A 15586-nucleotide genomic window follows, 5' to 3' on the forward strand; every position below is an offset into this window, starting at 1 on the left:
AGAATTGACACCCGATAGCAATTGGGTTGATAATTGAAAATGAAAATAGGGAATTGGAAACGTGTATTTCCTATTCCCTATTTCCTATTCCCTCTAAGAAATCACATATTCATTGATTCTATCCTTACTTGGCAGTGTAGTAGCTCCCATTAAGAATTCATCAACTTTTCTTGCTGCTTCCCGGCCTTCAGAAATTGCCCAAACGACAAGGGATTGTCCTCTTCGCATATCACCGGCAGCAAAAACTTTTGCAACGCTGGTCTGGTAATTTCTTTCATCGGCTTTTACATTCCCCCTTCCATCAATTTCAAGACCGGCATTTTCTACCATTCCGGGATACTGAGGATGAAGGAATCCCATTGCCAAAAGTATCAGCTGACAAGGAATTTCACGCTCAGAGCCACTTACTTCATTGAATTTTACCGGACGACCCATTGCATCAAGTTCCCAGCTCACATCAGATACCAGAATCGCCCTGAGCTCTCCATTTTCATTACCTAAGAAAGATTTGGTATTGATACCCCAGAATCGCTCACAACCCTCTTCATGCGAGCTGGTTGTTTTCAGAAGCATCGGATAAGTAGGCCAAGGCATGTTCTCAGTGCGCTCTGCAGGCGGCTGAACCATTAGCTCAAACTGCTTTACAGTATTGGCATGCTGCCTGTTAGAAGTACCCACGCAATCAGAGCCGGTATCACCACCCCCAATCACTACCACATCCTTATCTGTAGCCAGAATACGCTCACCTGTGAACGAAATATTCCCTACGGTCTTATTCTGTTGCTTTAAAAAATCCATAGCAAAATGGATACCCTTTAAATCACGTCCGGGGATGTTAAGGTTCCTGGGTATTGTTGAGCCACCAGCTGCAACTACCGCATCATGCTGATCAATAAAGGTCTTCATATCTCCATCCTTTCCAACCTCTACATTACAAACGAATTTCACACCCTCCTGTTCCATTATCTCGAGACGACGGTCAATAACCGACTTTTCAAGTTTAAAATCAGGAATACCATAGCGCAAAAGACCTCCCGGACGATCATCGCGTTCATACACCGTCACATTATGGCCTGCTTTGTTCAGTTGAGCCGCAGCAGCTAAACCTGCAGGGCCTGAGCCAATAACAGCAACATTTTTACCAGTACGTAAAATTGGGGTACTAGGCTTCACATATCCCTTAGAATAGGCGATCTCGATAATATGCCTTTCAATCTCTTCAATAGCAACCGGTGGCTTATTTATACCCAAAACGCAGGCTGCTTCACAGGGTGCCGGACAAATACGTCCGGTGAACTCAGGAAAATTATTGGTAGAGTTAAGAATCAGATAAGCTTCCTCCCATTTACCCTGATAAACCGCATCATTAAATTCGGGAATAACATTTCCCAGCGGACAGCCTGAATGACAGAATGGAACCCCACAATTCATACATCTGGCCGCCTGTTCATTTAACTTCTCAGCCGGATATTCCTGAACGAATTCATTATAATTTTCTAACCGTTCTGCAGGAGCAATTTTCTTAGGAAGCTCCCTGTCATACTCTTTAAATCCTGTTACTTTTCCCATTATCCCGCTGATTGCTGTAATTCTTTTTGTAATAAAACCTTTTTGTACTCCTTTGGAAATACTTTGATAAATGATGAAGATTGCTGTGCCCAGTCATCAAGAATGTATTTCGCTACCTGACTTTGAGTAAGCTGAACATGCTTATTCAGCAGGCTGAGAATTTCCTCTTCATCTTTTGGCGATAAGGGATCAAGGTCAACCATTTCTGTATTGCAATTTTCTACAAAAGAGTTATCCGAATCATAAACCCATGCTATTCCTCCGCTCATACCAGCAGCAAAATTTCGGCCTGTTTTGCCTAAGATTAAGGCCCTTCCTCCGGTCATGTATTCACAGCCATGATCACCCACACCTTCCACAACAGCAATGGCTCCAGAATTTCTTACAGCAAATCGCTCTCCTGCCTGACCTCTTACAAACAGATCACCCGATGTTGCACCATAAAGCGCTACGTTACCAATGATGATATTCTCCTGCGACAAAACTTTACTTTTCTTTGAAGGATAAATAACCAATTGAGCTCCTGAAAGACCTTTTCCAACATAATCATTTGCTTCCCCACAAAGTTCAAAGGAAATTCCCTTGGTACAGAAAGCACCGAAACTTTGTCCGGCAGAACCTGTAAAGGTGTAATTTATCGTATTCTGAGGAAGTCCGGCAGACTGATACTTCTTCGTGATCTCATTCGAAAGAATCGTGCCCGTTGTCCGGTCTGTATTTTTGATATTAAAAGAAGCAAATACCGGTTCTTTTGATTCAATGGCTTTTGCCGCCTTTTTAACCAATTCCCAGTCGAGCACATTATCCAGGTTATGATCCTGTTTTTCACTGTTGTACAGGGTCATGCCTGACGGATTATCCATCGGATATAAAATACCTGAAAGATCAATATTCTTCACTTTCCAGTGATCTACATCATCCCGCATTTTAAGGAACTGAACCCTTCCTACCATATCATTGATAGTTCTAAATCCCAGCTCTGCCATAATCTCACGTAATTCCTCTGCAATAAATCTGAACAGGTTAACAATATGCTCAGGCTTACCTGAGAATAGTTTTCTAAGTTCAGGATCCTGAGTTGCAACACCAACAGGACAGGTATTCAGATGACATTTACGCATCATAATACAACCGCCAGCAACCAATGCAGCAGTTGCTACACCCCATTCCTCTGCTCCCAGAAGTGTTGCAATGGCAATGTCTTTACCTGTTTTTAACTGACCGTCAGTTTGAAGCACTACCCTGCTTCTTAATTTATTTTTAACCAGAGTTTGCTGAGCCTCAGCCAATCCGAGTTCCCATGGCAAACCTGCATGTTTGATTGAAGTAAGCGGTGATGCTCCGGTTCCACCATCATGTCCTGCAATCAGGATCACGTCAGCATGGGCTTTTGCTACACCAGCCGCAATGGTACCAACACCCGCCTTTGAAACCAGTTTAACACTGATACGGGCAGCCCGGTTCGCATTCTTCAAATCGAAAATCAGCTGTGCCAAATCCTCGATTGAATAAATATCATGGTGAGGTGGAGGCGAAATCAATCCTACACCCGGTGTTGCATGACGAACTTTTGCAATCCAGTCATCAACCTTATCGCCAGGCAACTGCCCGCCTTCACCGGGCTTAGCACCCTGTGCCATTTTGATTTGTAATTCGTCTGCATTGGTCAGGTAATTGGCTGTAACCCCAAACCTTCCTGACGCAATCTGCTTAATCGCAGAGCGCATGGAACCTCCATCTGCTAATGGTACATATCTTAATTCATCCTCACCACCTTCACCTGTATTGCTTTTGGCACCGATCCTGTTCATCGCAATCGCAAGGGTGCTATGTGCCTCATGAGAGATAGACCCAAATGACATCGCTCCAGTTGCGAAACGCTTCAGAATGACCTCCACAGGCTCGACTTCACTCAAAGGCACCGGCTGACGGTGATGAGCAAAATCAAGAAGTCCACGGATAGTATATAAAGTGTCAGTCTGTTTATTAATATGGGATGCATATTTCTTGTAAACATCGTAATTATTGGTCCGGGTAGCATGCTGCAGCAAATGAACCGTCTCCGGATTGAACAGATGCGCCTCACCCTTTCTTTTCCATTGATAAACACCACCCTCAGGCAATAATTTTGTTTCTATCCCACGGCGCTTAAATCCTAGGAAATGTTTGCGCAGGGCTTCCTCTGCGATATCATCCAATCCCATTCCTCCGATGCGGGATACCGAACCGGTGAAGTAATTATCGATCACATCCTTATTTAAACCAACGATCTCAAAGATCTGGGCGCCATGATAAGATTGCAAAGTTGATATACCCATTTTAGAGAATATCTTCAGCAAACCATCATTAACAGATTTGATATAATTTTTATATAAATACTTAACATCCAGTGAAGTATCTATTCTTTCATCAGTTTTTAGTTTATGTATTGTAGCCAGCGCGAGGTATGGATTAACCGCTGTAGCACCAAATGCGATGAGACATGCAAAATGATGAACTTCCCAGACATCCCCAGCTTCAAGCATAATACCTACCGCACCGCGAAGACCTTTCTTGATCAGGTGATGGTGCACTGCTGATACTGCAAGCAAAGATGGAATTGGAGCGTGTTCAGAATCAATAGCCCGGTCGGATAAAATCAGAACCTCAAATCCGTCATGAACAGCATCTTCTGCATACCTGCAAAGGCGTTCAAGACCGCGCTGTAATGAACCCTGCTGTCCATCCGCCTTGAAATAGGTTTGAAGCGTCTTGGCCTGGAAAGAACCAGTGTCTATACTTCTTATCTTCTCCAGTTCAATATTACTCAATACCGGATGAGGCAATGCCACACAATGACAATGCATTTCATCCTCATCAAGGATATTACCATTATTACCCATAAATCCGGCAAGGCTCATCACCAGACGCTCCCGGATCGGATCGATCGGCGGATTGGTAACCTGTGCAAACAACTGCTTAAAATAATTTGCAAGATGCTGCGGACGATCAGAAAATACCGCTAATGGCGTATCTGTACCCATTGATCCTACTGCTTCTTTGCCGGTGAGGGCCATTGGCTTGATCAGGGTATCTATATCTTCGCGTGAATAACCAAATACCTGCTGGTATTTGAATGTTGATTCAATTGATAACTGCGTAAAGGCAACTCTTGGCTCCGCAAGGTCTTCAAGCCTGATTTTATAGTTTTCTAACCAGGTACCATAGGGCTGTTGGGTAGTAATTGCCTTTTTGATTTCATCATCTTCAATGATGGTACCTTTTATGGTATCCACCACCAGCATTTTTCCGGGCTGTAAGCGCCCTTTCTTAATCACTTTTGATTCATCAACAGGTAAAACCCCTGCTTCTGATGCCACAATGATCTGATTATCATCTGTAATAACGAAACGCTGCGGACGAAGACCATTCCTGTCGAGGGTTGCTCCGATCATATGTCCATCGGTAAAGGCAATAGCTGCCGGTCCGTCCCATGGCTCGATCAGGGTAGCATGATATTCGTAAAATGCTTTCGTTGCGGGATCCATCTGCTCATTTCCATCCCAGGCTTCAGGGATAAGCATCATCATTACATGCGGTAAAGAACGACCGCAATGGAATAACAACTCAACAACATTATCAAGACATGCTGAATCGGATTGATTATTATCAATAACCGGCAGTAGCATATCCATTTCATCCTTACTGAAAAAAGGTGATGCAAATGAACGAATGCCCGAGTAAAACCAGTTTAAGTTCCCTTTTAAAGTATTGATCTCTCCATTATGCGCAATAAACCTGAAAGGCTGTGCCAGGCGCCATGATGGAAATGTATTGGTTGAAAAACGTGAATGGATCATCCCAAATGCAGAACTTAGCAAGCTATTGTTCAGATCAGGGAAATAAATCCTAACCTGGCTGCTTGTAAACTCACCCTTATACATGATGACATTCTGAGACAGCGATACAACATAAAACTGCTGCTCTGCTCCAGTCACAGTTTCTCTGACTAGTTTGGTAGCATAGTTCTTCAGGACATATAGCTTTCTTTCAAAATCCTCAGGCGTATGCAATGATACAGGTTTAGCAATGAACAACTGCTCAATATCGGGCTCTGACGAAAATGCAGCTTCACCGATTATTCCGCTGTTGATTGGAACTTTCCGGTAACCCAATATTTTAAGTCCAAGCTTATCTGCCGCCTTCCCGATCGCTCTGCGGCACTCTTCCTTAATTGTAGCTTTCTTTGGAAAGAAAAGCATCCCTACACCATAACTACCAGCCTTTTCAAGACTGATATTGAGTTTCAGAGCTTCCTGTTTAAAAAATTCATGTGGGATTTGAATTAAAATCCCTGCACCATCACCCGAATCCGGATCACAACCACAGGCACCGCGGTGTTCCATGTTCTCCAAAATAGTAAGGGCATCACTAACAATCTTGTGAGATTTTTTCCCCTTAATATTTGCAATAAAACCAACTCCACAGGCATCGTGCTCCATAGAAGGATCATATAAACCCTGTGTTTGGTTGTCAGTATTTGTCATCTATTGAATTAAATTTATTAAGCCGTCTAAATTAATTAAAATACGTCGTTTTTACTTGATTTACAACTATTTTTATGATTAAATCAAAAAATCCTATTTTCTCACTTCTGAATTGCAATATTAATAAATTTTCTTCTATTCTGTTAACACTTTCGCATTTCATAATTCTATTGTTGTCCTATGGCCTGAATTTGCATTTTTTTTCTACTTTTGTGCCGGGCAAGTCTTTTACGACCAGCTCCTTTTGAACTCCCCCAGGGTGGGAACGCAGCAAGGGTAGAAGGTTGTAGCGGTGCGATAAAAGGTGCTTGCCCATTTTTTTTTCTTCAATTTGTCAATTAGATAATTTGTCGATTTGTCAATGACAACAAAAATCCCACTTCAGGATAATCTGATTATTGATAAAACCTTTCAATTTGCTGTTCACATACTTAAATTCTCTCAGCTCTTACAGGATCAAAAACAATATATTCTTGCAAATCAATTGCAACGTTCGGGCACTTCGATTGGTGCAAATGCAAGAGAGGCGCAAAACGCAGAGAGCAAAGCTGATTTTATCCATAAATTTAAAGTTTCTGCGAAGGAAGCCGATGAAACAGAATATTGGCTACTTTTGTCAAAAGAGGTTATAAACTATCCTGAAATTCAAAGTTTACTCGATGAATTGAAAATCATTCAAAAAATTATTACCAAGATTATTGCAACAACGAAAACTCAATTGACAAATAAACAAATCAACAAATAGACAAATCAGCAAAATGAAATTCTTCATCGACACCGCAAATCTCGCCCAGATCAAAGAAGCACAGGCATTGGGAATATTAGACGGAGTAACCACAAATCCAAGCCTGATGGCCAAAGAAGGCATCACAGGCGATCAAAATGTAATTAACCACTACAAAGCTATCTGTGCACTTGTTGATGGAGATGTCAGTGCTGAGGTAATTGCTACTGATTTTGAAAACATGGTGAAAGAAGGTGAAATTCTTGCCGCACTTGACCCAAAGATTGTTGTTAAAGTACCGATGATCGCTGAAGGAATTAAGGCGATTAAATACTTTAGTTCAAAAGGTATTAAAACAAATTGTACGCTGGTATTTTCATCCGGACAGGCACTTCTGGCAGCAAAAGTTGGAGCAACCTACGTCTCCCCTTTCATTGGTCGACTGGATGATGTTTCAACCGATGGCTTAACCCTGATCGAAGATATCCGTTTAATCTATGACAACTATGGCTTTGAAACTCAGATTCTGGCCGCTTCAGTCCGTCATCCGATGCACATTATCAATTGTGCTAAAATTGGTGCTGATGTGATCACCGGACCACTGTCAGCAATGATTGCCTTGTCAAAACATCCTCTGACTGATAGCGGACTCGCAACATTTCTTGCTGATCATGCGAAAGCTGCAGGGAAGTAAGCTAAAAGCCGAAAGCTTAAAGCTAAAAGTCTAAAGCTAAAAGGGAAAAGCATAGAGGGTAAAACTCTATGCTTTTTGTAATTTTAGGCCTATTGTCTTTAAATGATTGAATGCAAGAATAAAAATGGAATTGGGCAATAAATACGATATTCTGATCATTGGTGGCGGTCCAATTGGACTGGCTTGTGGAATTGAGGCAAAAAAAGCCGGACTATCTTACATCATTCTTGAAAAAGGTTGTCTGGTTAATTCGCTGTACAATTATCCGGCAAATATGACCTTCTTTTCTACTTCTGATAAACTGGAAATCGGTGGTATACCCTTTGTCAGCAATAACATAAAGCCAACCCGTTCTGAGGCCCTGGAATACTATCGTAGGGTAACTGAGCACTACGCCCTTAATCTTAGGCTCTTTGAAGAGGTGAAATCTGTAAGGAAAGAGGGCAGTAAATATGGCATTGAAAGTAGCAAATCCCAATATGAAGCCGCTAACATCATTATCTCCACAGGATTTTATGATATTCCCAATCTGCTGAATATCCCCGGAGAAGATCTTCCGAAAGTAAAACACTATTATAAAGACCCTCATTTTTACGCCAAACAGCATGTACTTGTTGTTGGCGCCAACAATTCGTCAGTAGACGCAGCACTTGAAACCTATCGTAAAGGCGCTCAGGTAAGTATGGTGATCCGGGAGTCTGAAATCGGCGAACGGGTAAAATACTGGGTCAGACCGGACATCGTAAACCGGATAAAAGAAGGCAGCATTAAAGCCTATTTTAATTCAACATTAGCAGAGGTCAGGGAACATGAAGTTGACATAATCAGTACGGAAGGAAAAATCTCGATCCGCAATGACTTTGTTTTGGCTATGACAGGTTATCAGCCTGATCTGAGTTTTCTAAGGAAATTGGGAATCAATATCTCAGATGATGAAAAACAGGTCCCGGAACATAACCCCGAAACGATGGAAACCAATAGGAAAGGCATTTACCTCGCCGGAGTGATCTGTGGAGGTATGGATACGCATGTTTGGTTCATTGAGAACTCGAGGGTGCACGCTACTAAGATAGTTCAAAATATAGTTGAGAATGGAGAATGGAGAGTTGAGAATTGAGTTGATATTAATTGGAAATTCTCAATGCTCAATTAAGGAGAATTTGAAACTCTCCATTTTCAATTCTCAATTCTCAACTGCCGATTGGGGAGATTTTAGGAAAATCCCTCTAATTAAGCAATCATATTCAAAATCTCCCCAATCGGCTGATCACTATCTATCAATATCCCCTTCACTCCTGCTGCTTCACCGGCGATTACATCCCTTTCCCGGTCGCCGATAAAATAGGATGAGCCGGCATCTATGCCAAAACGGGCTATGGCCTTTTCAAGCATTATTGAACCGGGTTTACGGCAAAGACAATTCCCATTATATTCAGGATGATGCCTGCAGTAATAAATATCTGCTAAATGAATCCCCTGATCAGCATAGGTTTTTCTGAGATGATCATGCATACCGCCTAGTATTTCTTCCGAATACCAGCCCTTGGCTAGCCCACCCTGATTGGTAATAACAATCAATAAATAACCCCGCGATTGCAATTCTATCAAAGCCGGAAAATTATGCTCCAGCACTTTAAAGTCCTCGAATTTGCATACATAATCACCGAGTTCTTTATTTAAAACCCCATCCCGATCTAAAAAAACGGCTTTTTTCATTATATTTCCGATATGCTGTTAATGACCCTAATATTTAATTTTGCCGGAGAAAAATTTAAATTCAAATCGCTCTTCCATATTTCAAATATCGCTAAAAGAAGTATCTTTAATTTAGAAAACCAATTAAAAAACTATGTCGGACATCACAGAAAAGAAAGAATTTAAGCCCTATATCAGTTCAGATAGTCGGGTAGCTGAATTTACAGTAAAATCAGTGTTACTGGGGGCAATTTTCGGGATAATCTTTGGAGCAGCAACAGTTTATCTTGCGTTAAAAGCCGGATTAACCGTATCTGCGTCCATCCCAATTGCCGTACTGGCTATCTCTATTGGCCGTAAGTTCTTCAAAACAACCATACTTGAAAATAACATTATCCAGACAACAGGTTCGGCCGGAGAATCAATTGCAGCAGGTGTTGTCTTCACCCTGCCGGGATTTCTATTTCTATCTGCAGGGAGTAACAGTGAATCCTTTTTCTCTTACTGGCCAATTTTCTTCCTTGCTGCTTTAGGCGGGATACTTGGAACCCTGATGATGATTCCGCTCAGGAGGTCACTGATAGTTGAAGAACATCAAAGTTTGCCCTATCCGGAAGGAACTGCATGTGCATCCGTATTGATTGCAGGCGAAAAAGGAGGTGACTTTGCCAAAACAGCTTATTACGGACTTGCATTTGCATTTGGCTATGCTATTCTTCAGAAAATATTTCATTTGATTGCAGAGGCTCCTACCTGGGCAACAAGCCAGGCGAACAAATTCTTTCCTTCAGCAACAGTAAATGGTGAAATCACTCCCGAATACATGGGTGTTGGTTATATCATCGGACCAAAGATTGCCGGAGTTCTGGTAGCAGGCGGTGTACTTGCATGGCTGGGACTTATCCCTTTGCTGGCAACACTTGTACCGGCAGAAACCATTGCCTATCAATTAGTTAAGCTGGGTTACCTGAAAGATGTATACAGTCCCGGCGGGCCGGGAGGATGGGATCCTTTAAACATGGTCTTTGCCAATACAGCTACGGCAATCTACCAGGCTTATGTAAAACAGATCGGGGCAGGTGCAGTTGCTGCGGGTGGATTTATTACCCTGCTTAAAACCATTCCTACGATTGTTTCATCATTCAAATCTAGTCTGGCTTCGATGAATAAGTCGAATTCAGAAAAGCAGACTATAAAACGCACAGATGATGATCTTTCGTTTAAAATCGTCATTTTGGGAAGCCTTGGACTTATTTTACTGATGGCTTTATTACCACAAATACCGGGTGATTCTGTATTAAACAAATTACTGATTGGTGTTTTAGTTATCATCTTTGGATTTTTCTTTGTGACCGTATCCAGCCGGATCGTAGGCTTGATCGGAACCTCCTCAAATCCGGTATCCGGAATGACAATCGCTACTTTAATGGGAACCTGTCTGATTTTCATCAGTATTGGCTGGACCGGCCATTTATATGAGCCTATGGCATTGGTTGTAGGTAGCATGATCTGTATTGCTGCAGCCAACGCCGGAGCAACATCACAGGATCTTAAAACCGGATATATTGTTGGCGCAACGCCAAGGTATCAGCAATTAGCACTGTTTGTTGGTGCAATAGTTTCTGCTGTTGTGATTGGACTCACACTTTCTGTATTAGACAGACCCACTGCTGAAATGACAGCACAAGGAATAACACATGCAATCGGAACCGAAACCTACCCTGCACCTCAGGGAACTCTGATGGCTACCCTGATCAAAGGACTACTCTCATTTAACCTCGACTGGCAATTTGTACTCGTTGGAGTCTTTCTGGCGATCACAATCGAATTATGTGGAGTAAAATCACTCTCTTTTGCTGTAGGAGCTTATTTACCCCTATCCACTACCCTTCCCATATTTGCCGGAGGAGCTATTAAGGGTCTGGTAGAGATGAGAACTAAGAAGGATGGCAAAAAATCAGAAGATGAGGAACTGGGCAAAGGAAATCTGTTTGCTACCGGACTGGTTGCTGGTGGGGCGCTGATGGGTGTTATCTATGCCTTCCTGATGGCATTTGAATCAACCGGGGGTCCGGCAGGCAGCTTGAATATGGAAGAGCACCTGAGCGGATTGCTTGGAACCGGAGGATATCAGATATTAGGTTTTATGTTCTTCCTGTTCATGGGCTGGACCCTATACCGTATTGCCATTAGTAAAGAAAAGTAATTCATAAATAGCAGGTAGTGTAAAGTTTGGGTTGAAACATCTGGACTATACACTATTTTTTATTTTAAAATTTCAGAAACATTGTTGGAAGTTTTGGCATTAACTGATATTTATTAAGCAAACCAGCGAGTCTCATGGGGGAAACGCATAACAATTATATTTCGCGGTTCTCACATTTGCTAATTCTCTCATTTGCTCATTTTATCATTAAATTCAGGGAATTTGGCTTACTCCACCCGATACAATGAATTTCATTGCTTCACTGGCACTCATTTTTAGGGGTTTAACCCGATCTGCATTCACAATGCATAATTGTCCTGCGAAGGAATAAGATAAGGGAAAATATACCGCAACCTCACCAGGGTAACCAATTTTGGAGAGGTCTTTTTGAGTCAGGAAGCCAATTTTCTTCAATCCTGTTTCGTTAACTTCTACAACTACAGGCTCGTTGAATTTCTTATCATCCCCTACAAAAGCCTCTGTAAGATCTTTGAAAGAGGTATAGATCACATTGAATACAGGCAATTTTTTGAACCAGGAGCCGAACCACTTTTTGATTGGGTCAGTTACAAAGTTGGTCACGATGATTCCAACAACAATCAGAAAAACCACAACGCTAAGAATACCTAATCCCGGAATATAGATTGGCTTTCCGGTCTGATCCACCCAGATTACATCACTTAAATTGAGTGCCGAATCCAGTTTGGAAACTGCCCAGTAAATAAAGAATAAAGCCGCGGCAATTGGCAGAATCACCAGGGCACCCCTCACGAGGTAATTAAATAAAGCTCTGACTATTCTATTCATAATAATAAATTCGTTTCACCCGTTGGGAAATCCCGGTCAGTACCTCATAAGGTATCGTATCCAACTGTTTTGCAATATCTTCCACCCGGATCTGATCATTGAACACAATAACCTCATCTCCTTCGGCAGCATCAATTCCGCTAATATCCAGCATGCACATATCCATGCAAATCTTCCCGATGGTTGGGACTTCCTTCCCTCTTACTATCATTTTACCCTTTCCATTGCCCAATCCCCTGCGGTAACCATCTGCATAACCGATCTTCACGGTAGCAATTTTGCCTCCTTCAGGCATCTTCCCTTCCCTACCGTACCCTATTGTATCGCCAGCAGGAATATTCTTGATCTGTGATATACTTGTTTTCAGCGAAGTTACGGTTTGTAAGGGAGATTTTGAATCATAAGCAGAATCTATTCCGTAAAGTCCAATACCGAGACGAACCATATCAAAACGGGAATCGGGCCAACGACTGATCCCGGACGTATTGGCTATATGCCGCATAAATGGATAGTTCAGGCTTTTGCTGATCCTTTCAGAGAGTCTGAAAAAAAGATCGATCTGGTATCTGGTAAATTCATCATGCTCAGGATCTTCGCTTGCCACAAGATGAGAAAACACACTCTGAATGCGTACTCCCTTTGTATTGATTAGAATTTCAAGTAGTTCATCCAGTTCTGCCTCCATAAAGCCCAGCCGGTGCATACCGGTATCCAGTTTAAGGTGGATTGGATAATTCTCCAGATTCTTTCGGTTCAACACCTCCATCAACTGATTTAAAACGCGTACACTGAATATCTCCGGTTCCAGTTTATGCTGAATAATTGTTTCAAAAGCCATTGCATCCGGACTCATAACCATGATAGGCAAACTACATCCGGCATTACGTAAGGCAACACCTTCATCCGCATAGGCAACAGCCAGGTAATCTACTTTATTGAATTCAAGTAGATTGGCTATCTCAAAACTGCCGCTACCATAGGAAAATGCCTTCACCATGGCCATTATTTTTGTCCCGGCCCCTAATTCCAGCTTATAATGATTCAGATTATACTCCAAAGCATTCAGATTGATCTCAAGAACGGTTTCGTGTACCTTTTGGGTCAAAAGCTGGCTGATTCTCTCAAACTCAAAAGACCTTGCACCTTTTAAAAGAATGGTCTCATTGTGAAACTTTATTGAAGCGAAATGTTCCAGAAAATCCGCTGTGCTGGCGAAACATTCGGTCTCAAAGGGATAATCAACAGCATACTTGCTGATTTGCTCACCGACTGCTATTAATCTGTCTACCGATTTATTTTCGAGCAGATTCCTGACCTGTTCATAAACTGCCTCGGAATCAGTCCCGGGTATATCAGAAAGTATCAATGTACGTCGCTGATGCTGGTTCTGTTGTTTCAAAAAATCCAGGGCTATCGCCAAAGAAGAAAGGTCGAGACTGTAAGAATCGTCGATTACAGAACAGTTATTGATGCCATTTTTAAGTTCTAGCCGCATTCCTACTGGAATCAGCTTCTCAAGCCGCTTATCAGCCTCTTCAGGCTCATAACCCAATGCCAGTAAACTTGCCCAGCAGATAATTGCATTTTCAATCGAGGCTTGATCAGTGAAGGGGATCATTGCCTGAACATCCTTTCCATTGAAACGCGCCCTTAGAAACTGGAATCTTTCCTCAAGCACCTCATCATCAAAAACCTCTAAATTTGCCTGTCCACGATAGTTCCAGGTGAATTTATTGGTCCCGGGTATTTCGCCATCATATTGATCCAGATATTTATCAGAATAAATAAACAGATCCACTCCTTCAAACAGCTTCAGTTTTTCCCTGATCTTATCATTCAGACTTTCAAAACCGGTACTATGAGCCTCCCCTATATTGGTTAGAATTCCAATTGTTGGACGTATAATCCTGGCCAGATTTTCCATCTCACCCTCTTTGGATACCCCGGCTTCAAAGATCGCCAGATCATTTTCCTCATTCATTTCCCATACCGATACAGGTACACCGATCTGTGAATTATAACTTTTTGGGCTTCTGACAATATTGCTCTCAGGAACAAGGAGCTGATAGAGCCATTCTTTAACAATGGTTTTACCATTGCTGCCGGTGATACCGATGACAGGATAATTGAATTTAGAACGATGAGCAGCTGCCAGATCCTGCAAAGCAATTAATGTATCGGTAACTATGTAGAAATTTGTATCAGGATAGGCTCCGGTGTCAAATTCTGTATCAGAAATCACAAAACTCCGTAATCCTTCTTCATAAACAGCAGGAATGAAACTATGTCCGTCCCTCCTTGCTTTCAGGGCAAAAAAGAGTGAATGATTGATATCGCTAAGCTTCCGACTATCGCTAAGAATGGTTCTGATCAAAATATCCTTATTCTGAATAAAAGACTCTGCATTCAGGATAGCACTGAGATCTTCTGTTGAATATAGGATATGGTTCATTCTGCTAATTTCAATAAATTTTAAAGATTCTTCTCAAATATTTGCGATATTTCAGTGCTTTGAAAAACGAAAACAATAAGCCGAAAATATTCAGTAGAGAACAGGCAAAACTGAAAGTTGAAAGCTATTGCGCCTACCAGGAAAGGTCGCAATATGAGGTAAGAAATAAGCTTTATGAATGGGGTCTGCATCAAAAAGATGTAGAGGAAATCATTTCTGAGCTTATTGATCAGAATTTTCTGAATGAAGAACGGTTTTCAAAAGCTTATACCCTGGGTAAATTCAGAATCAAGGGTTGGGGCAGAATGAAGATTAAACAGGGACTAAAATTAAAACAGGTTCCTGATAAGATGATACAGAAAGCACTTAAAAGCATCGATGAAGACGATTATTTGCTGTGTTTAAGACAGATTCTTGAAAAGAAATCTAATTTACTTACAGAGAAAGACTCCTTTAAGCGCCGCTACCTCTTAAGCCGATACGCTGCTTCCAAAGGCTATGAATCTGACCTGATTGCAGACCAGATTACTGAATTTCTGGTGTCCGATTAAAATTATTTTTTAATAAAACATGCTTATATGAAAGCTCTCTCTTCAAAGACTGATTGGCTTGATCCAGAAGGAGTAATGTCTAAGGGTTTAATTCAATCTGTAGATTGCAATCCAGGCTGGAATTTTTTCTAATGACCCAGAATGGGTCAAATGTTTATAGACTTATTTAAAACGGAAATCCCGACCCTGAAGGGGTCGAATGTATTGGAAATTTTCACATACGACCCCTTCAGGGTCCTATCGTGTGGACACATCTTTAAACAGGTGTCAAAGTATCAAAATTTATTATTAAGTAGGGATTTAGGCGCTATGCTGTGCCCCTTTGGAGGGGCTACGGGGAGGTTCCACCCCCTTTAATTCCC

Annotated in this window: 10 protein-coding genes and 1 other RNA gene; 6 read left to right on the plus strand and 5 right to left on the minus strand. The window is 41.7% G+C overall.

Annotation, left to right across the window (positions count from 1 at the left end; genetic code table 11):
- Positions 1 to 93 precede the first annotated feature (93 nt).
- Entirely contained in the window at positions 94 to 1569 is a 1476-nt protein-coding gene (locus tag Q8M41_RS07555) for a glutamate synthase subunit beta (RefSeq protein ID WP_305364642.1), read from the minus strand.
- The gene (gene gltB / locus Q8M41_RS07560; RefSeq protein WP_305364643.1) at positions 1569 to 6095 is read right to left on the minus strand and encodes a glutamate synthase large subunit; all 4527 of its coding nucleotides are present in this window, start codon (positions 6093 to 6095) and stop codon (positions 1569 to 1571) included. The genes Q8M41_RS07555 and gltB overlap by 1 nt, the downstream gene beginning before the upstream one ends.
- 217 nt (positions 6096 to 6312) lie before the next feature.
- Here gltB and ffs point away from each other — a divergent pair.
- The 4 genes from ffs to Q8M41_RS07580 all read left to right on the plus strand — a co-directional run bounded on the left by ffs (position 6313) and on the right by Q8M41_RS07580 (position 8630).
- An RNA gene (ffs, locus tag Q8M41_RS07565) (signal recognition particle sRNA small type) lies at positions 6313 to 6412 on the plus strand.
- 44 nt (positions 6413 to 6456) lie between these two features.
- On the plus strand, positions 6457 to 6840 hold the full coding sequence (locus Q8M41_RS07570; protein ID WP_305364644.1) for a four helix bundle protein: 384 nt from the start codon (positions 6457 to 6459) through the stop codon (positions 6838 to 6840).
- Between the two features lie 13 nt (positions 6841 to 6853).
- The gene (fsa, locus tag Q8M41_RS07575) at positions 6854 to 7513 is read left to right on the plus strand and encodes a fructose-6-phosphate aldolase (RefSeq protein WP_305364645.1); all 660 of its coding nucleotides are present in this window, start codon (positions 6854 to 6856) and stop codon (positions 7511 to 7513) included.
- 124 nt (positions 7514 to 7637) lie between these two features.
- Positions 7638 to 8630 (plus strand): YpdA family putative bacillithiol disulfide reductase, encoded by a 993-nt coding sequence (locus tag Q8M41_RS07580; RefSeq protein ID WP_305364652.1) that lies wholly within the window; start codon positions 7638 to 7640, stop codon positions 8628 to 8630.
- Positions 8631 to 8743: 113 nt separating this feature from the next.
- On the opposite strand, the gene Q8M41_RS07585 is transcribed toward Q8M41_RS07580, so the two are convergent.
- Positions 8744 to 9229, minus strand: coding sequence for an HAD family hydrolase (locus Q8M41_RS07585; protein WP_305364646.1), 486 nt, complete (start codon positions 9227 to 9229; stop codon positions 8744 to 8746).
- A 133-nt stretch (positions 9230 to 9362) separates the two neighbouring features.
- Here Q8M41_RS07585 and Q8M41_RS07590 point away from each other — a divergent pair, with 133 nt between their 5' ends.
- Positions 9363 to 11414, plus strand: a complete 2052-nt coding sequence (locus tag Q8M41_RS07590; protein WP_305364647.1) for an OPT family oligopeptide transporter — start codon at positions 9363 to 9365, stop codon at positions 11412 to 11414.
- A 213-nt stretch (positions 11415 to 11627) separates the two neighbouring features.
- On the opposite strand, the gene Q8M41_RS07595 is transcribed toward Q8M41_RS07590, so the two are convergent.
- Entirely contained in the window at positions 11628 to 12221 is a 594-nt protein-coding gene (locus Q8M41_RS07595) for a DUF502 domain-containing protein (RefSeq protein ID WP_305364648.1), read from the minus strand.
- Positions 12214 to 14673: a bifunctional UDP-N-acetylmuramoyl-tripeptide:D-alanyl-D-alanine ligase/alanine racemase gene (locus Q8M41_RS07600; protein WP_305364649.1), complete on the minus strand. Its 2460-nt coding sequence runs from the start codon at positions 14671 to 14673 to the stop codon at positions 12214 to 12216. Before Q8M41_RS07600 ends, Q8M41_RS07595 begins: the two co-directional genes overlap by 8 nt.
- 59 nt (positions 14674 to 14732) lie before the next feature.
- Between Q8M41_RS07600 and Q8M41_RS07605 the strand changes: the two genes are divergently transcribed.
- Complete coding sequence (locus Q8M41_RS07605) at positions 14733 to 15224, plus strand: regulatory protein RecX (RefSeq protein WP_305364650.1); 492 nt, start codon at positions 14733 to 14735, stop codon at positions 15222 to 15224.
- The last annotated feature ends 362 nt before the right edge of the window (positions 15225 to 15586 follow it).

The organism is Daejeonella sp., assembly GCF_030684675.1.
In the GTDB taxonomy this organism is placed as follows: domain Bacteria; phylum Bacteroidota; class Bacteroidia; order Sphingobacteriales; family Sphingobacteriaceae; genus Daejeonella.

Excerpts from the sequence above, each read along its gene's own strand:
- Q8M41_RS07555 (WP_305364642.1), bottom strand. The coding sequence starts at position 1,569 with ATGGGAAAAGTAACAGGATTTAAAGAGTATGACAGGGAGCTTCCTAAG.
- gltB (WP_305364643.1), bottom strand. The coding sequence starts at position 6,095 with ATGACAAATACTGACAACCAAACACAGGGTTTATATGATCCTTCTATG.
- Q8M41_RS07570 (WP_305364644.1), top strand. The coding sequence starts at position 6,457 with ATGACAACAAAAATCCCACTTCAGGATAATCTGATTATTGATAAAACC.
- fsa (WP_305364645.1), top strand. The coding sequence starts at position 6,854 with ATGAAATTCTTCATCGACACCGCAAATCTCGCCCAGATCAAAGAAGCA.
- Q8M41_RS07580 (WP_305364652.1), top strand. The coding sequence starts at position 7,638 with ATGGAATTGGGCAATAAATACGATATTCTGATCATTGGTGGCGGTCCA.
- Q8M41_RS07585 (WP_305364646.1), bottom strand. The coding sequence starts at position 9,229 with ATGAAAAAAGCCGTTTTTTTAGATCGGGATGGGGTTTTAAATAAAGAA.
- Q8M41_RS07590 (WP_305364647.1), top strand. The coding sequence starts at position 9,363 with ATGTCGGACATCACAGAAAAGAAAGAATTTAAGCCCTATATCAGTTCA.
- Q8M41_RS07595 (WP_305364648.1), bottom strand. The coding sequence starts at position 12,221 with ATGAATAGAATAGTCAGAGCTTTATTTAATTACCTCGTGAGGGGTGCC.
- Q8M41_RS07600 (WP_305364649.1), bottom strand. The coding sequence starts at position 14,673 with ATGAACCATATCCTATATTCAACAGAAGATCTCAGTGCTATCCTGAAT.